Source organism: Blastococcus saxobsidens DD2 (genome assembly GCF_000284015.1).
Classification (GTDB): Bacteria; Actinomycetota; Actinomycetes; order Mycobacteriales; family Geodermatophilaceae; genus Blastococcus; species Blastococcus saxobsidens_A.
The window spans coordinates 4,858,693-4,875,340 of record NC_016943.1 but is presented as its reverse complement, the minus strand read 5'-3'; the positions used below and the strand labels follow the sequence as shown (position 1 = coordinate 4,875,340).

Annotated in this window: 17 protein-coding genes; 8 read left to right on the top strand and 9 right to left on the bottom strand. The window is 72.7% G+C overall.

Annotated features, from left to right (window positions below; translation table 11 throughout):
• Window positions 1-462 precede the first annotated feature (462 nt).
• From rpmH to BLASA_RS23060, 8 genes are all read left to right on the top strand, one after another.
• Window positions 463-600, top strand: coding sequence for a 50S ribosomal protein L34 (gene rpmH / locus BLASA_RS23095; RefSeq protein WP_014378710.1), 138 nt, complete (start codon window positions 463-465; stop codon window positions 598-600).
• A 1-nt stretch (window position 601) separates the two neighbouring features.
• Window positions 602-982, top strand: coding sequence for a ribonuclease P protein component (rnpA, locus tag BLASA_RS23090; RefSeq protein WP_014378709.1), 381 nt, complete (start codon window positions 602-604; stop codon window positions 980-982).
• Window positions 979-1,374: a membrane protein insertion efficiency factor YidD gene (yidD, locus tag BLASA_RS23800; RefSeq protein ID WP_014378708.1), complete on the top strand. Its 396-nt coding sequence runs from the start codon at window positions 979-981 to the stop codon at window positions 1,372-1,374. The genes rnpA and yidD overlap by 4 nt, the downstream gene beginning before the upstream one ends.
• Window positions 1,367-2,461: a membrane protein insertase YidC gene (gene yidC, locus BLASA_RS23080; protein WP_014378707.1), complete on the top strand. Its 1,095-nt coding sequence runs from the start codon at window positions 1,367-1,369 to the stop codon at window positions 2,459-2,461. The genes yidD and yidC overlap by 8 nt, the downstream gene beginning before the upstream one ends.
• An 88-nt stretch (window positions 2,462-2,549) precedes the next feature.
• A complete protein-coding gene (locus BLASA_RS23075; RefSeq protein ID WP_014378706.1) occupies window positions 2,550-3,143 on the top strand; it encodes a protein jag in 594 nt (197 codons plus the stop codon).
• Window positions 3,144-3,211: 68 nt separating this feature from the next.
• Window positions 3,212-3,826, top strand: coding sequence for a 16S rRNA (guanine(527)-N(7))-methyltransferase RsmG (gene rsmG / locus BLASA_RS23070; protein WP_231839516.1), 615 nt, complete (start codon window positions 3,212-3,214; stop codon window positions 3,824-3,826).
• Between the two features lie 97 nt (window positions 3,827-3,923).
• Window positions 3,924-4,988, top strand: coding sequence for a ParA family protein (locus BLASA_RS23065; RefSeq protein ID WP_014378704.1), 1,065 nt, complete (start codon window positions 3,924-3,926; stop codon window positions 4,986-4,988).
• Between the two features lie 25 nt (window positions 4,989-5,013).
• A complete protein-coding gene (locus tag BLASA_RS23060) occupies window positions 5,014-6,081 on the top strand; it encodes a ParB/RepB/Spo0J family partition protein (RefSeq protein WP_014378703.1) in 1,068 nt (355 codons plus the stop codon).
• Window positions 6,082-6,196: 115 nt separating this feature from the next.
• On the opposite strand, the gene BLASA_RS23055 is transcribed toward BLASA_RS23060, so the two are convergent.
• The 9 genes from BLASA_RS23055 to murJ all read right to left on the bottom strand — a co-directional run bounded on the left by BLASA_RS23055 (window position 6,197) and on the right by murJ (window position 16,633).
• On the bottom strand, window positions 6,197-6,649 hold the full coding sequence (locus BLASA_RS23055) for an STAS-like domain-containing protein (protein ID WP_014378702.1): 453 nt from the start codon (window positions 6,647-6,649) through the stop codon (window positions 6,197-6,199).
• An 83-nt stretch (window positions 6,650-6,732) separates the two neighbouring features.
• Window positions 6,733-7,227 (bottom strand): MerR family transcriptional regulator, encoded by a 495-nt coding sequence (locus BLASA_RS23050; protein WP_014378701.1) that lies wholly within the window; start codon window positions 7,225-7,227, stop codon window positions 6,733-6,735.
• Between the two features lie 145 nt (window positions 7,228-7,372).
• A complete protein-coding gene (locus BLASA_RS23045) occupies window positions 7,373-8,368 on the bottom strand; it encodes a D-alanine--D-alanine ligase family protein (protein ID WP_014378700.1) in 996 nt (331 codons plus the stop codon).
• Entirely contained in the window at window positions 8,365-9,789 is a 1,425-nt protein-coding gene (locus BLASA_RS23040; RefSeq protein ID WP_014378699.1) for a PLP-dependent aminotransferase family protein, read from the bottom strand. Before BLASA_RS23040 ends, BLASA_RS23045 begins: the two co-directional genes overlap by 4 nt.
• A gap of 133 nt (window positions 9,790-9,922) precedes the next feature.
• Window positions 9,923-11,068 carry an N-acetylmuramoyl-L-alanine amidase gene (locus BLASA_RS23035; protein WP_231839515.1) on the bottom strand — a complete coding sequence of 382 codons (1,146 nt, stop codon included), beginning with the start codon at window positions 11,066-11,068 and terminating at the stop codon, window positions 9,923-9,925.
• A gap of 249 nt (window positions 11,069-11,317) precedes the next feature.
• Window positions 11,318-11,644 carry a thioredoxin gene (gene trxA / locus BLASA_RS23030; RefSeq protein WP_014378697.1) on the bottom strand — a complete coding sequence of 109 codons (327 nt, stop codon included), beginning with the start codon at window positions 11,642-11,644 and terminating at the stop codon, window positions 11,318-11,320.
• Window positions 11,645-11,736: 92 nt separating this feature from the next.
• Complete coding sequence (trxB, locus tag BLASA_RS23025; protein ID WP_014378696.1) at window positions 11,737-12,717, bottom strand: thioredoxin-disulfide reductase; 981 nt, start codon at window positions 12,715-12,717, stop codon at window positions 11,737-11,739.
• Window positions 12,718-12,809: 92 nt separating this feature from the next.
• Complete coding sequence (locus BLASA_RS23020; protein ID WP_041776909.1) at window positions 12,810-14,528, bottom strand: hypothetical protein; 1,719 nt, start codon at window positions 14,526-14,528, stop codon at window positions 12,810-12,812.
• A gap of 80 nt (window positions 14,529-14,608) precedes the next feature.
• Window positions 14,609-16,633, bottom strand: a complete 2,025-nt coding sequence (gene murJ / locus BLASA_RS23015; protein WP_231839513.1) for a murein biosynthesis integral membrane protein MurJ — start codon at window positions 16,631-16,633, stop codon at window positions 14,609-14,611.
• Window positions 16,634-16,648 lie beyond the last annotated feature (15 nt).

Here is a 16,648-nt window from a genome sequence, read left to right as displayed (position 1 = left end):
GGGGGAGCGGTTCGTCGGTCGGTCGACCGACGGGATCGGCCCTCGCGTCGTGACCCTGACGCCCGACGCGGAGCGACGGCGACGCTAACAGCCCCGTCCACAGCCCGGCAACGCCGTGGCCGATCCTGCGGCGGGTCGCTCCCGGCGGCCGGTGCGTGCGGGGTCCGGATCCTCCGGCGCGCCGGAGCGGCCTCGCGGGTCCGGCGGGGAGATCATGGGTGGTCGCGCCCGCGGGTGGTCGCCGGGACGTCGCGATCCTCGGCTATGCTGGGCCGAGTCTGTGGACGGGTCTGCCCGTCCTCGTCCGCTGCAGCGTGCCTGCGCCGGTCGGGTGCCGGTCGTGGCCGTCCGCAGTGTCAGCTTCCGGGGTTCCGGGGAGGGCCGTCGTGCCGCTCCGCCACCCTGCGCGCGCCCGTCCACCGACGGGGGCGCACCGCCGATGTCGTGTAGTGGGAGTACCTCGTGAGCAAGCGCACGTTCCAGCCGAACAACCGGCGCCGGTCCAAGGTCCACGGCTTCCGGCTGCGGATGCGTACCCGCGCGGGCCGGGCGATCCTCGCCACCCGTCGGCGCAAGGGCCGCGAGAAGCTCTCCGCCTGACGTGCTGCCTGCGCAGGCACGCCTGCGCCGGCGTCCGGAGTTCACCGCCGTCGTCCGTTCCGGCCGACGCGCCGGGCGGCCGACCATGGTGCTGCACTACCTCCCCGAACGGCCCGAGCAGCCGGCCGGCGACTCCACGTCGCCGGCGGTTGCGCGGGCCGGTTTCGTGGTCGGCAAGAGCGTGGGCAACTCGGTGATCCGCCACCGGGTGACCCGGCGGCTGCGGGCCGTCGTCCGTACCGAGCTGGATCGGCTGCCGGCCGGTGCGGACCTCGTCGTGCGGGCCCGCCCGGAGGCCGCCGCGGCCGATTCGTCCACGCTGCACCGCGATCTGTCCGCCGGCCTGGACCGGTTGCTCGGCGACCGGGCCCCCGCCCGATGAACCCCGCTCCCGGAGGGGCCCGGCGGCCCTCGCCGACCGCCCGCGCCCTCCTGGGCGTGGTCGGTTTCTACTCCCGCGCGGTGAGTCCCGCCCTGCCGCCGCGCTGCCGGTTCCACCCCACGTGCAGCGCCTACGCCGCCGAGGCGGTGGCCGTGCACGGCGCCGGGCGCGGCAGCCGGCTGGTGTTGATCCGCCTGCTCAAGTGTGCGCCGTGGCACCCGGGGGGCGTCGACCTGGTGCCGCCCGCGGCCGTGGTGCGCGGAACCGGTGGGGCCGCCCGCTCGTCCAGCTCAGGGGCACGCCCGTGCGGCGCGCTGTCCGATGATCCCGGCCGCGAGGCCACCGTGCCGGCCACGTGCCGGACCCCGCAGGAGGAGTCCTCCGTTGTTTGACCCGCTCTACACTGCCATCGCCTGGGTGATGGCCCGGTGGCACTCGCTGTGGAACCTGGTCTTCGGTGATCCGGCGCCCGAGACCGCCCTCGGCGGCCTGAGCTGGGTGCTGGCGATCGTGTTCCTGGTCATCACGATCCGGGTGATCCTCTTCCCGCTGTTCGTGAAGCAGATCAAGTCGCAGCGGGCCATGCAGCAGCTCCAGCCGGAGCTGGCCAAGCTGCGCAAGCAGTACGGCAGCGACCGCCAGGGCATGGCCGTCGCGATGCAGCAGCTCCAGAAGGAGCGCGGGGTCAATCCGCTGGCCGGCTGCCTGCCGATCCTGCCGCAGATCCCGGTCTTCTTCGCGCTCTTCCACGTGCTGCGCTACATCGCGCCGGGCGCGGAGGCGCACTACAGCCTGAGTGCCGAGCAGATCGCGGAGGCCGCCCGGGCGCAGCTGTTCGGGGCACCGATCTCGTCGTCGTTCAACATGGACGGCGCCAAGGAGCAGGCGATCCTGGGCATCCAGGGCGTCACCTACACGAACATCCGCATCGTCGCGTTCGCGCTGATCGTGGTCATGTGCTTCACGACCTACTTCACGCAGAAGCAGATCATGGCGCGCTCGGGGCCGGTCGAGGGCCAGGCGGCGATGGTGCAGAAGCTGATGCTCTACGGCATCCCGATCAGCCTCTTCATCTCCGGGTTCATCTTCCCGATCGGTGTGCTCATCTACTGGATGACCAACAACCTCTGGACCATGGGCCAGCAGTTCTTCGTCCTTCGCAAGATGCCGCCGCCCGGGTCCGACGCCGCCAAGGCCAAGGCCGCCGCCGAGAAGCCCGCGATCGACCCGAAGACGCTGGCCCCGAAGCCCGGCGCCAAGCCGGTCCGCCCGAAGCAGGGCCGTCCGGTGGTCGACCCCGAACCGGTCACCGACGTCACCGGCAGCACGGTCGACGGCAACGGTGCCGGTCCCGCCTCCGGCGGCAACGGTGCCGGCCCCGCCTCCGGCGGCAACGGCGGCTCCACCCGCGCCGGTGGCGGCTCCCGCCCCGGTGCCGGCCAGGGCCCGGCCAACCGCGGCAAGCGGAAGCGTCGCTGAGCTCCGTCCGACCGCACCCCCCGCCGGCCCGCCGGCACACCGACCACCGGGGCAACCCGGCCGCCGCACCGAACTGGGAGGAACACCCGTGAGTGCTCCGCAGCAGCCCGTGACAGAGAATCCGCCCGCTCTGCCCGATGACGACGCCGCCGGCGACGACGCGGTCGTGGAGCCGATCGAGGTCGTGACCACCGGGGCCCGTGGGTCGGGTGGGGTCGGTGACGATCTGCTCGTGCGTGAGGGCGACGTGGCCGGCGACTACCTCGAGCGCCTCCTGGACATCCTCGACGTCGACGGCGACATCGATCTCGACGTGGAGGGCGACCGGGCATCGGTGGCCATCGTCGGAGGCCGCCTCACCGACCTCATCGGTCCCGACGGCGCCACCCTGGAAGCCCTCCAGGAGCTCACCCGGCTCGCCGTCGCCCAGTCCACGGGCGTGCGGAGCCGGCTGATGCTCGACGTCGGTGGCTACCGCGCCAAGCGCCGGGCGGACCTGACCGCGCTGGCCGCGGAGACCGCCCGACGGGTGTCCGCCAGCCGCCAGCCGGAGCGGCTGAGCCCGATGAACCCGTTCGAGCGCAAGGTCGTCCACGACGTCATCGCCTCGGTGTCCGGGGTGCACAGCGAGTCGGAGGGCGAGGAGCCCAACCGCCGCGTCGTGGTCCTGCCCGACGCGTGACGGTGGGGCGGCCGGCGTCCGGGCCGGCTGAGGGAGCACCTCCGGCGCCGCCGGCCGCGGCGGCGGAGGTGTTCGGCGCCGCGCTCCCGGCGGCGGAGCGCTACGTCGCCCGGCTCGCGACCGACGGGGTGACCCGGGGCCTGATCGGGCCCCGGGAGGTGTCCCGGCTCTGGGAGCGGCACGTGCTCAACAGTGCTGCCGTCTCGGAGGCCGTGCCGGCCGACGCCCGGGTGGTGGACGTCGGGAGCGGCGCCGGCCTGCCCGGCATCCCGCTCGGCCTGGCGCGGCCCGACATCGCCCTCACCCTGGTCGAGCCGATGGCCCGGCGGGTGGAGTTCCTCGAGGAGACCGTGGCCGAACTGGCGGCTGACGCCCGTCAGCCCTGGCGGGTGATCCGCGGCCGCGCCGAGGACCGCTCGGTGGTCTCGTCCGCCGGCAGGGTCGACGTGGTCACCGCGCGGGCGGTGGCGCCACTCCCCCGGTTGGTGAGCTGGTGCCGCGGGCTCCTCCGGCCGGGTGCGCAGCTGGTGGCCCTGGTCGGCTCCCGCGCCGTGGAGCAACTGCCGGCGCTCCTGCCGGAACTCCGCGCCGCCGGGATGGAGAACATCGAGGCGCGAGCCGTCGGTTCATCTCTGGGGGACGCTGCCACTACCGTGGTGGTCATGACGCGTGGACACCGCTGACGATGCTCTCGCGCGAACGCCCCGTCCTGTTCCACGTGGAACAGGCGCAGCTGCCCGACCCGTTCCACGTGAAACGCCGGCACAGGAAGGATCCGCGATGACCGACCCGGGCGAGCGGCTACGGAGCAGTCTGGCCGCTGACCAGTCGCCGACCGCGTCGTCCGCGTCCTCCGGGGGTCTGGCGGACTTCGACAGCCCCATCGCGATGGAGGCGCTGCGGGCCACCCGCGTCCTGCACGCCTCGGACCAGGAGCCCTTCCCGGCTCCCGGCCGGATCCGGGTCATCACCATCGCCAACCAGAAGGGCGGCGTCGGGAAGACCACCTCCACGGTGAACCTCGGGGTTGCTCTCGCCCTCTACGGGCTCCGCACGCTGGTGATCGACCTCGACCCCCAGGGGAACGCGAGCACGGCCCTCGGCGTGGACCACACCGTGGGGACGCCGTCGATCTACGACGCCCTCGTCGGGGACAGCACGCTGTCCGAGGTGGTGCACCCGACGACGGCCAGCCCGAACCTGCTCTGCGTCCCGGCCACCATCGACCTGGCCGGTGCCGAGATCGAGCTGGTCTCGGTCGTCGCCCGTGAGCACCGGCTGCGCCGGTCCATCGAGTCCTACGTGGCGGCCCTCCCCCAGGAGCGCCGGCCGCACTACGTGCTGATCGACTGCCCGCCCTCGCTCGGGCTGCTCACCCTCAACGCCCTCGTCGCCGGGGACGAGGTGCTCATCCCGATCCAGTGCGAGTACTACGCGCTCGAGGGCCTGGGGCAGCTGCTCAACAACATCGACCTGGTGCGCCAGCACCTCAACCCGGGGATCGCCGTCCGCACGATCCTGCTGACCATGTACGACGGCCGGACGAAGCTCGCCGACCAGGTCGCCGACGAGGTGCGCAACCATTTCGGCGAACTGGTCCTGGGCGCCGTGATCCCGCGGAACGTCCGGGTCTCCGAGGCCCCCGGTTACGGCCAGTCGGTCCTCACCTACGACCCGGGCTCCCGCGGCTCCACCAGCTACGTGGAGGCCGCACGCGAGCTCGCACACCGTGGTTCCGCCCTGCAGCCGCTCGACGGCGCCGCGGGCAGCAACGGAGCCACACCGGTCGGGGCGCTCTCCTTCGGTGAGACGGCCGTCCCCTTCCGCACCCAGGATTCCCAGTGAGCACCCGGTCCAGCGAGGAGCAGTCATGACGAAGCGAGGCGGTCTGGGTCGCGGACTGGCGGCGCTCATCCCCACCGGTCCGGCTCCCACGCCACCCCCGGCCGTGTCGCCGATCGTCGCTCCGGCCGTGGAGCCCGCGGACCGCGACGACCGCCCTGGCGAGCAGTCGGCGCCGGTGTCGGGCCCGGGTGCCGACGCAGCCGCCTCGGCGCCGTCCTCGCCGGTGAGCCTGGTGCCTCCCCCGGTGACGCCGCCGGAGACCGGGGCGGTGGGCGTGCCCGGTGCTCAGCTGCGCGAGGTCGCCGTCGACGACATCGTCCCCAACCCGAAGCAGCCCCGGCAGGTCTTCGACGACGAGGCGCTGGAGGAGCTCACCCACAGCATCCGGGAGTTCGGGCTGCTCCAGCCGATCGTCGTCCGCGAAGCGGGCGAGGCACGGTACGAGCTCATCATGGGCGAGCGGCGGTTGCGCGCCGCGCGGGCGGCCGGGCTGGAGAGCGTTCCGGCGATCGTCCGCGACACCACCGACGACGCCATGCTCCGCGACGCCCTGCTGGAGAACATCCACCGGGTGCAGCTGAACCCGCTGGAGGAGGCAGCCGCCTACCAGCAGCTGCTCGAGGAGTTCGGCGCGACGCACGAGGAGCTGGCCGGCCGCATCGGCCGCAGCCGGTCGCAGGTCACCAACACGATCCGGCTGATGAAGCTGCCGGTGAAGGTGCAGACCCGCGTCGCCGCGGGCGTCATCTCCGCCGGCCACGCCCGTGCCCTGCTCGGGCTGCACGACGCCGACGCGCAGGACGCCCTCGCCACCCGCATCGTCGCCGAGGGCCTGTCGGTCCGGGCCACGGAGGAAGCGGTCGCCATGGCTGCGGCCGAGCAGCCTGCCGCCAAGCGGCGGGCGCGCAACATCAGCGCCCCCGGCGTGGAGGAACTCGGCTCGCGCCTTTCCGACATGTTCGAGACCAAGGTCAAGATCCAGATCGGCCGGGCCAAGGGGAAGATCGTCGTCGAGTTCGGGTCGGTCGATGACCTGCAGCGGATCATCGGCGTCATGGCGCCGGAGATCACCGGGCGCCATCCCGACGCCTGAGCGGGATCACCACGGAAGGGCGGGCCACCCTACGTCACTGACGAAATTCAGTGGTTGTCGTGCGCGGGATGCGTGCCGTCCACTGTCATGGGATTTGTCCGATTGATCGGTGAGCTCAATGGTTGGAGCGGGTCGCCCGCGGCAGTCCTCTCCGCACCATGAACTCCACCGGGCCAGCCATGCCGAGGGGTACGACTGTCGTCCGGGGATTCTGCGACGGCCAGACCCGGAACACTTCGTCGACGAAGCCTTGGCCCACCTCCTCGACGCCGGCGAAATCGACGCGGACCTCGCGAAAGCGTTCCAGTCCCCGGAGCAGTCGCTTGGCTTCGGAGCGGCTGACGAACCGGACCCCGTAGCCGAACAGGCGGACGGTGGTCCTTGTCTGCGTGAAGGCGTGGTCCTCGTCGGTGTACTCCGCGAAGACGTCCGTCAGGGATCGGTCGGTAGCCGGGTCGAGTTCCCATCGCACGCGGGTCCCGCGGGCTACGTCGCTCACTCCCACCGCCTGGTCCTGTCGGACATTGTCCACCGTCCAGACGATCCCGTCAGATTCGAGGCTGAACACGTCGACTGCTCTGGATGTGAAGAAGATGCCTTTCCCGGTGTGGCGATCCGGGTCGGTGGTCGTCTTGCCCTTGGTCAGGTCTCCTAGGGCGTCATACAGGTCCGGAAGGCCGAAGACCTCGCGGATGTGCCCTGTGCCAACGCTCCGCGGCCGGTGTCCCGGATCTCGAAGCGAGCCTCGAACCGTCCGACCCAGGCAGACACTGTGACTCGCTCGGCCTCCGAGTGGTCGATCGCGTTGTTGAGCATCTCGGTGAACGCAAAGCCCACGATGGAGCGCGCCTCGGTTCCGAGACGGTCCTGGACCAGGTCGGCGGCGAGGTCACGCCACACGAGGTCCTCCCGCAGGTCTGACAGGTCCAGAGACCGCTGCCAGTCCGGACTCGACCACCGTCCTTCGACCACCACACTGGTAGCGACGCGCGTCAAGGCCCTACGAACCTGGCCGGGATCGAACACCCGATGGCCGCCGGGTGAGCGCTCGAACGGGATGACGCCGGTATCGGCCAGTTGCCGCACCTGGGATGGTGACAGGCCGAACTCACGACCGATGTCTCCGATCCGGACGAGGCGCGCCATATCGCAGGATCTACTCGAGAAAGCAGAATCTCAGCGTCGTCACCGGCAAGAATCTCTCCGGTGACGCAGATTCCGTCTCACTCAGCCCGCTGAGAATCTCCGTTGCGGTACCGGTTTCCGCCCAGCGGTCCTCAGCGGGCCCCACTTACCGCCCGGCGGACGCCCGGCGGGCGAGGAGCCGCGCGAGGACGTCGCCCAGCTCGTGGCCGGCCGCCTCGACGGCCATGGGGAACATCGACGTCTCGGTCAGGCCGGGAGAGACGTTGACCTCGAGGAAGTGGACCTCCCCGTCGGGGGTGACGATGGCGTCGGTCCGGGAGAGGTCGGCGAGGCCCAGCACCTGGTGCACGCGGACGGCGACCTCGGCGGCCCGGGCGGCCGTCTCGTCGGGGATGCGGGCGGGTGCGTGGTACTCGGTGAGTCCCGGGGTGTAGCGCGAGGCGTAGTCGAAGACGCCCGACTCAGGTTCGATCTCCACGGCGGGCAGCGCCTCCGGCCCGTCGCCGAGGTCGACCACGGCGATGGCCAGCTCGACCCCCTCGACGAACCGTTCCACCATCACGGTGTCCCCGTAGGCGAAGCAGCTGACCATGGCCGCTGGGAGGTCCTCCACCCGGCTCACCTTCTGCACGCCCAGGGCCGATCCCCCGGATGCGGGCTTGACCATCAGGGGCAGCCCCAGCCGCGCCACCATCAGGTCGAGCACCGCGCCCGCACCCAGCTCGCGGAAGGTGCTGTGCGGCAGCGCGACCCAGTCCGGCGTCGTCACTGCGGCCGACCGAACCACCGACTTGGCCGCGGGCTTGTCCCACGCCAGCCGGCAGGCGGCGGCGGGCGACCCGACGTACGGCACCCCGGCCAGGTCGAGGACCGCGCGCAGTGCTCCGTCCTCCCCCGTGGCCCCGTGCAGGGCGATGAAGACGGCGTCGGCGGGTGCGGCGGCCAGCCCCGGCAGGAGCTCGGCGTCGGCGTCCCGCAGTTCGGCATCCAGCCCGGCGCGGGTGAGCTCTTCGACGACCTGGGTCCCCGAGGAGAGGCTGACCTCCCGCTCGAAGGTCAGCCCACCGGCGAGGACGACGGCGCGCAGCGGGTGCGGTGCGGTGCCGCCGGTGGTGTCGGGTGCGGGGGCCGTCTCGCTCATCGCGGGTCCTCGTAGGTGTCGCTGTTGGCGGGTCCGACGATTCGCTCGGCCTCGCGCCCAGGTGTGCCGCGGACCGCCCGGAACGTGCCGGTGTCCACCTTGTCGAAGGTGGAGTGCAGGTCCAGCTCGGCCTCGACCACACGGGCCAGCCGCCGTACGCCCTCCCGGATCTGGTCGGGCTCGGGGTAGCAGTAGGACAGGCGCATGTACTCCTGGCCGTTCCCGTCGGCGAAGAAGCCGATACCGGGCACGTACGCCACGTGGGCGGCGACGGCCCGTGGCTGCATGAGCTTGGCGTCCAGCCCGGCCGGCAGCTTCAACCACACGTAGAACCCGCCCTCGGGCTTGGTCCACGCGGTGCCGGCGGGCATCAGCGCGGCCAGGGACTCCAGAGTGGCGTCGCGGCGCTCGCGGTACAGCTCGGTGAACGTCTTGATCTGCTCCCGCCAGGGCTGGGTGTCCAGGTACCGGGCGACGGCGTACTGGGTGAGCGACGGCGGGCAGAGCACCTGCGCCTCGGTGGCGAGCACCAGCTTCTCCCGGACGGCGAGGGGCGCCAGCACCCAGCCCACGCGGAGGCCCGGGGAGAAGGTCTTGGAGAAGGAGCCCAGGTAGATGACCCGCTGGCTGTTCCGGGCCCGCAGGGCGCGCAGCGGCTCGTGCTCGAACCCGAGCAGGCCGTACGGGTTGTCCTCGATGATCAGCAGGTCGTGCTGCTCGGCCAGCGCCATGACGGCCTCGCGGCGCGGCTCGGACAGGGTGACGCCGGCCGGGTTGTGGAAGTTCGGCACGGTGTAGAGGAACTTCACCCGGTCACCGTTGGCGCGGCAGTCGGCCAGCGCCTCCTCCAGCGCCTCCGGGATCAGGCCGTGCTCGTCCATCGCCACGTGTCGGACGCGGGCCTGCGCGGCCTGGAAGACGCCCAGGGCACCGACGTAGGACGGGCCCTCGGCGAGGATGACGTCACCGGGGTCGACGAAGACGCGGGTCACCAGGTCCAGCCCCTGCTGCGAGCCGACGGTGACGACGACCTCGCTGGCCGAGGCGTCGGTGATGCCCTCCAGCGCCATGACGTCGCAGATCCGCTCACGCAGCCGCGGGTCGCCCTGACCGGAGCCGTACTGCAACGTCTGGGCCCCCATGCCGGACACCAGGTCGCCGATCATCAATCCGACGGCGTCCAGGGGCAGCGCGGTGACCGCGGGCATCCCGCCGGCCAGGGAGACGACCTCCGGCCGGCTCACGACGGAGAACAGGGCCCGGATCTCCGAGGACTTCATCCCGTGCGTCCGTGCCGCGTAGCGGTCGGCCAGCGGGTCCAGCCGCGGGTGACGCGGGACGACGTGGGGATGGGCACCGTGGGTCAGGTGCGTCCCCGGCTGACCGGGACCGGCAGGCGAGCCGGGCGGAGGAGTGACCACCCTGTCGAGTGTAGGCAGCGGGCCGCGCAGCGTTCGCAGGGACGGACCCGTCCTCCCGCTCCCGGGCATAGGAACCTATGCATACGGTTTCGACCGCGAATCCATATGCATAGGTTCCTATGCCGGTGATGGGTCAGGGCAGGACGAACGTGCCCGTGGGCGGGTCCGCGTCGGCGGGCAGGTAAAGCCGCTGGACGGCGGCCAGGACGCCGTGCGCGATGGCGCTGCGCACCCGGGCGTCCAGCAGCAGCAGCCGGTCGACCGGGTGGGAGAGGTAGCCGCTGTCGAGCCGGACCGACGGCATGCGGGTCATGCGCAGCAGGTCCCAGGTCTTGGGGTGCGAGCCGAGGTCGAGCATGCCGGTGCGGGCCACGACCTCGCGGCGGACGAGGTTGGCGAACTGCTCGCCCACGGTCGAGGACGCACCCGACCCGGTGCCGTAGTAGTAGCTGGCCACTCCGCGCGCGTGCTCGGAACTGTGCGCGTCCATGTGCAGGGAGATGAAGAGGTCGGCGCGGGCGTCGTTGGCGAAGGCGGTGCGCTCGGCCAGCGCCGGGCCCTGCGCGCGGCCCCGGGTCAGGTAGACCGTGGCGCCGGCGGCGGCCAGCCGGCCCTCGATGCGGGACGCGAGGTCGAACACCAGGTCCGCCTCGGTCGTCTCGCCCTCCGTGAAGCCGGTGTCGTCACCCCCGTGTCCGGCATCGACGACGATCCGCCGGCCGATCAGGTGCGGTCCGCTCTCCACGAAGGAGGCGCTCTGGCGGAGGAGCTGCGGTCGGCCGCCGGTGACCTTGCGGCCGAGCTGCCGCAGCGCTCGGAGGGTCGCAGGGCCGCAGGTCCCGTCGGCGGTCAGCCCGTAGTCGCGCTGGAACGCGCGCAGGCCCGCCTCGGTCTCCGGGCCCAGGATGCCGTCGGCGCGACCGGCGTCGTAGCCCAGCTCCAGCAACCGCTCCTGGAGGTTGGTGACGTCGTCGCCGCGCATGGGGCGCTCGGGGTCGTAGCGCAGCAGCCGGTCCCCCAGCGACCAGCGTGCCTCGCTGAGCGCCCGGTAGGTCTCCTCGCCGACCCGTCCGTCGACGGAGAGTCCGCGCACCTGCTGGAAGTGGCGGACGGCGAGCTCGGTCCCCGAGTCGTACTCCGCGGACTCCAGGCCCGGCTCGAGGCCGTCGGAGCCGGCGGGCGGGAGGAGGCCCAGGCTGCGCAGGGCGGCGTGCACGTCGGCCACCGCCGGTCCGCGGTCCCCCGGCCTCAGGGGCTGCATGCGGCTGTCAGTTCCCATTCACAGCTCCGCTGGGGAACCGGAAAGCTTCGCCGTTGTCATCATCGTGTCACCGATTGTCGCCCGTCCGGCCGGGGATGGCCCACCGGGGGCAGGGGCATCCTGCTCCCGGTCGCGGCGAAGGCCCACCCGTCCGGTGGACGAGTGGGCCTTCGGCCTACGGAGCGTGACTGGATTCCCGTGGCGGGGCTCCGGATCCCCAGCGGAGCTGCGATCGACAGGAATTCCGGTTCCCCAGCGGAGCTGCGTTCAGATGTAGTCGGCCAGGTCGCTGAGGATCGCGCCCTTCGGCTTGGCGCCGATGATGCTCTTGACCGGCTTGCCGCCCTGGAACACCGTCATGGTCGGGATCGACATGACCTGGTAGTCGCGGGCGATCTGCGGGTTCTCGTCGATGTTGAGCTTGGCGATGGTGAGCTTGTCGCCGTGCTCGGAGGCGATCTCCTCCAGCACGGGGGCGACCATCTTGCACGGGCCGCACCACTCCGCCCAGAAGTCGACGAGCACGGGCTTGTCGCTGCCCAGCACGTCGGTGGCGAAGCTGGCGTCGGTGACCGTCACGGTGTTGCCTGCCATGGTCGTTCTCCCTCTCGGTCGACTGGCTCGTGGGTGATGCTGACGAGGTTGCCTGCCGGCATAACCGGCGCCCGGCGCCGGTTATGCCCGGTTCAGCGCTCGTCGAAGGTGTCGGCGAGCCACCGCTCGGCGTCGATCGCCGCGGCGGCACCGGTGCCGGCCGACGTGATCGCCTGGCGGTAGATGTGGTCGACGACGTCGCCGCAGGCGAAGACGCCGTCGATGGTGGTGCGGGTGGTGGGGTGGTCGACGACGATGTACCCCGCATCGTCCAGCTTCAGCTGGCCGGCGAACAGCTCGCTGCGCGGGTCGTGGCCGATGGCGATGAACAGGCCGGCGGCCGGCATCGTCTCGGTGCCGCCGGTGGCGGTGTCGGTGAGCTCGACGGCGGAGACGGTGTTCTCACCGATCACGTCCGTGACCTGCTTGCCCAGGGCCCAGCGGATCTTCGCGTTGTCCTGCGCGCGCTTGATCATGATCTTCGAGGCCCGTAGCTCATGCCGCCGGTGGACGACGGTGACGCTCTTGGCGAAGCGGGTGAGGAAGGTGGCCTCCTCCATCGCGGAGTCGCCGCCGCCGACGACCACGATGTCCTGGTCGCGGAAGAAGAAGCCGTCACAGGTGGCGCAGGCGGAGACCCCGCGGCCGAGCAGTCGCTCCTCGTTGTCCAGGCCCAGGTACCGGTACTTGGACCCGGTGGCCACGATCACCGCGTGGGCGCGGAAGACCTCGGCCCCGACCTTGACGATCTTGGGCTCGGCGGTGAGGTCGACCTCGGTGACGTCACGCGGCTCGAGCTGGGCACCGAACTTCTCGGCCTGCGTCCGCAGGTCGTCCATCAGCTGCGGGCCCTGGATCCCCTCCGGGAAACCCGGGAAGTTCTCCACTTCGGTGGTGGTCATGAGGGCGCCGCCGAACTGGGAGCCCTCGAACACCAGCGGGTGGAGGTTGGCGCGGGCGGCGTACGTGGCCGCCGTGTACCCGGCGGGCCCGGACCCGATGATGATGAGGTCACGGACGCCGTCGTGTTCTGCCGGCGGGATCGTGGGGTGCTCGATCTCCTCCGTCGTCACAGCGGGGCCAGGGGTCGGGGAATCACTCACGGGCGGCACAACCTCTGATCGTAGGGTGCCCATTCCCGTGCGGTCCCGTCCCGGGGCCGTGCTCAGCCGGCGGTGCGGACCTCGACCTCGTCCACCTGCGCGGAGAACCCGTTCGGCACGTCGACCAGACCGGTCAGCCACACGAGGACGTAGCGGGCGGTCACCGGCTCGTCGAAGGCGAGCTCGGCGGACTCCCCGAGGGTCCCGTCGGCGGCGACGGCGAAGTCCTCGAGGGTGGCGCCCGCGGACTCGCTGGTGCGCACCTCGACGGTGGCGCCGGTGGAGGGGCTGTCGAGGGCGACGCCGGCCAGTTGCTGGACGCTGCCGAGGTCGTAGACCACCCCGACGCCGGGCTTGAGGTTCCCGAAGGCCGGCGATCCCCGGTAGGTCAGCGTCGACCAGCCGGTTGCCGGGTCGCCGTCGTAGGACAGCGGCACGCTGCCGTCGTTCTCCGGCTCACCGTCGCCGAACGGGTCGAACACCTCGGCGGCCGCGATCGTGGCTGCCGGACCCGGGGCGACCGGACCCGGGGCGGCGGCCTCCGGCGTCTCCTCACCGGTGGCGGGAGCGCTGACCGGCGGAGGCGTGGAGCCTTCGATGCCCCCGTCGACGGAGTCGGCGACGGACAGGACGCTGGAACCGAACCACCACGCGAGGGCGATCACGACCGCGACGGCCAGCAGGGGCAGGCCGACGACGAACAGCCGGTGCCTGCGGGCGGCGTCCGCGTCCTCGCCGTCGGCGTCCGGCTCGGCCGGGTAGTCCCCGTACTCGTCATCGGCGCCCGGGTCGTCGGCATCCAGCACACCGAACGGGTTGTCCTGGTCGGGGGCACCGGGCGCGCCCCCGGCGACCGGTCCGACCGTGCCGGCGCTGACGGTGTCCACACCGAGTACGGCGGCGGAGAGCGGCTGCGGGACCGGGCGGACGGGCGGCACCGGGGGCAGCGCGCCCGGCTCCAGCCGGACGGGTGCCTCGGCGTCGCCCCGGCGGTCGCGCGGACGTCGCCGCCGGCCGCCGTCGCCCTCTCCGGAGCGGGAGGGGGTGATCGACTGGGTCGGGCCGGTCCGCGGTCGCTCGGCGAGGAGGGCGGCCATGGCGGCCACGCTGGACAGCCGCTGTCCGGGCTCGGTCGAGCGCGCCCGGCGGGCCAGGGCGACCAGGTCGGACGGGCCGGACATGGGGCGTGCGCCCGGGCCGACCCCGGACAGGCACGCATCCAGGAGCGCGCCGAGGGCGGCGATGTCGCCGTCGATGGTGCCGGCTGCGGCGGGAACCGCACGCAGCCCGACCAGGCCGTTGGGCCGCAGGACGACGTTCTCGAGCGACAGGCCGCCGACCGCCAGACCGACCCGGTGCGCCTCCGCGACCCCCTCGGCCAGACGCCGGAGGACCAGGCGCACCTCGCGCTCGGGCATGGGGCCCGAGCGCAGCCGGTCGGCCAGCGTCTCGCCGTCGATCCACTCGTTGACGACGTACGCGGCGGAGACGTCGACCTGCTCGTCCGCGCCGTCGTCGCCCGGCCGCCCCACGCTGCCCTCGGAGGCGTCGTAGACCATCGCCAGCGCGGGGGTCGCCAGGCCGCCGGCGGTGAGCGCCCGGGTGATCCAGGCGTGCGCCGCGGGACCGGCCGGGATGTGCACCCGGATGGCGACGTCCCGGTTGAGCACGCGGTCCTTCGCCCGCCAGCTCTGGATGATGCCCGTGGGGGTGACCTCGTCGGGACCGAGCTGGTCCAGCGGCCGGTAGCGGTCGGGCAGGCCGGTGGTCGTGGACGCCATCGACACTGTCGACTCCCTGTGCTGCTCCTGCCGCCGAGGCGGACGCTCCGGCACGGTCGGCCCCGGTGGGCGGTCGTCGGTCACCCGCGTCCCAGCCGGGCCTTGACCGCGGTCAGGGGCTCTCGGACTTCCGGAACACGGGCCACCACCAGACCGACCAGTGCGACGCCGCCGATGACCACGGTACCGATGAGCACCTGCAGGAGCGACCCTGTGGTCGACCGTCCGAGCAGGTCGTCGGTCACGATCTGGACAAGACCGCCCACCAGGCCCGCCGCCAGGGCCACGGCGGCGATCCGCACGACCGGGCCGAACGTCTCCCTCGTGCGCAGGCCTCCGAGCCGGCGGCGCAGCGCCAGGTCCCCGAGGGCCCACCCGGCGACGTAGGTGAGGCTCGTGGCCAGCATCAGCCCGGCGACGACGTGCTCGGCCTCGACGACAGCCGGCACCAGCAGCAGCAGCGGCACGCGGACGGCGACCATGCCGATCTGGATGAGGGTCGGCGTCCGGGCGTCCTTCATCGCGTAGAAGACCCGTAGCTGCAGCAGCGTCACGGCCATCGGCAGCAGGCCGAACGCCCCGACGGCCAGCGCGGTCCCGATCGCCTGCGCCTCGTCGACGGAGGTGTTCCCGCGGGCGAAGGCGAGGACGCCCAGCGCCGGGCCGAGGACGGTGAGCAGGGCGGTGACGGGCAGCAGCCCGACCGCCGACAGCCGCGTGCCCAGGGCCAGGTCCTCGATGACGCCGGGGACGTCCGAGCGCGCCGCGGCCCGGCTCATCCGCGGCACCAGCGCGGTGAGCAGCGCGACGCCGATGATCCCGTAGGGCATCTGGAAGAGCAGGCTGGCGTACTGGAAGGCCGACGAACCCAGGCCGCCGTCGCGCTGTGCCTCGTTGGCGATGCGGAGGGCCACGAGTACCCCCACCTGGCTCACGGCGACGTAGCCGATCACCCACAACCCGAGCGTGCCCGCCTCGCGGAGCCCGGTGTCGCGCACGCCCCAGCGGGGGCGCAGCGGGATGCCGGCCCGGCGGAGCAGCGGCACCAGCACCAGCGCCTGAACCGCGATGCCCAGCACCGTGCCCGCGCCGAGAAGCCAGACGAGGCCCGGCGCGATCGTGGCCGGCTCGAGGGGGCCGGGGCCGCTGGCGGCGAGGAACACCAAACCGGTGGCGATGACGACGACGTTGTTGAGCACCGGGGCCCAGGCGGGGGGCCCGAAGACGCCCCGGGAGTTGAGGAGTGCCTGGGCGAAGGCACCGAGCCCGTAGAAGACGATCTCGACCAGCAGGATCCGGGCCAGCCAGTTGGCCAGCTCGTACTGCGCGGGGTTCTCGTCGAGGCCGTACAGCGAGGTGAGCAGGGGCGCGGCGAGCACGGCCAGCACCGTCATGACCAGCAGGCCGGCCATCGCGAGCGTGGCCAGCCGCTGCGCGTAGCCGACGCCGTCGTCGCGGTCGCGCTCCTGCGCGTGCACCAGCAGCGGCACGATCACCGAGGTGAGGACGCCGCCCAGCAGGAGTTCGTAGACGATGTTCGGCAGCGTGTTGGCGGTGTTGTACGCATCGGCGACCAGACCGACGCCGAGCGCCGCGGCCAGCACCATCGTGCGCAGCAGCCCGGTGATCCGGGAGACCAGCGTCGCGACCGCCATCGTCCCGGCGGCCCGCAGGATGCCTCCGCTCGCGCCGGGGGCGCCCTCGCGCCGCTCGACGTCCTCATCGGTCTCCTGCTCGGCCCGGGGCACCGGTGGGAGCACCGGCATCGGGAAGACCTGGGTCTCGTCCGCGGCCGGCACCCAACGGTGCCGCAGCGGCGGGAGCGGCGGGACCGGGGTCGCCCGCCGCGGCGGCGCGGCCCGGTCCGCCGCAGGTGGGGGGACCGGCGGGAGCGCGGGCGAGGCCCGCACCGGCGGCGGGACGGCGCTGTCGGTGGCCGCCTCGGCCGGCCCGCCGTCGGCGACGGGAGGTGCGGCGAACACCGCGTCGCTCGGCGGGGTCGCCAGGTAGGGGGCGGGCGGCAACGGCGTCGCCGTTCCCCACGGACGACGCTCGCCCGGGGTACGGGGCGGCGGAGGTGGCAGGCGGGCCGGCTGCGGGCGCACGGGAGCCTCGGTACG

Coding starts and splice junctions, on each gene's coding strand:
- yidD (WP_014378708.1), top strand. CDS start 979: ATGAACCCCGCTCCCGGAGGGGCCCGGCGGCCCTCGCCGACCGCCCGC.
- BLASA_RS23065 (WP_014378704.1), top strand. CDS start 3,924: ATGACCGACCCGGGCGAGCGGCTACGGAGCAGTCTGGCCGCTGACCAG.
- BLASA_RS23060 (WP_014378703.1), top strand. CDS start 5,014: ATGACGAAGCGAGGCGGTCTGGGTCGCGGACTGGCGGCGCTCATCCCC.
- BLASA_RS23050 (WP_014378701.1), bottom strand. CDS start 7,227: ATGGCGCGCCTCGTCCGGATCGGAGACATCGGTCGTGAGTTCGGCCTG.
- BLASA_RS23045 (WP_014378700.1), bottom strand. CDS start 8,368: ATGAGCGAGACGGCCCCCGCACCCGACACCACCGGCGGCACCGCACCG.
- BLASA_RS23035 (WP_231839515.1), bottom strand. CDS start 11,068: ATGGGAACTGACAGCCGCATGCAGCCCCTGAGGCCGGGGGACCGCGGA.
- trxA (WP_014378697.1), bottom strand. CDS start 11,644: ATGGCAGGCAACACCGTGACGGTCACCGACGCCAGCTTCGCCACCGAC.
- BLASA_RS23020 (WP_041776909.1), bottom strand. CDS start 14,528: ATGGCGTCCACGACCACCGGCCTGCCCGACCGCTACCGGCCGCTGGAC.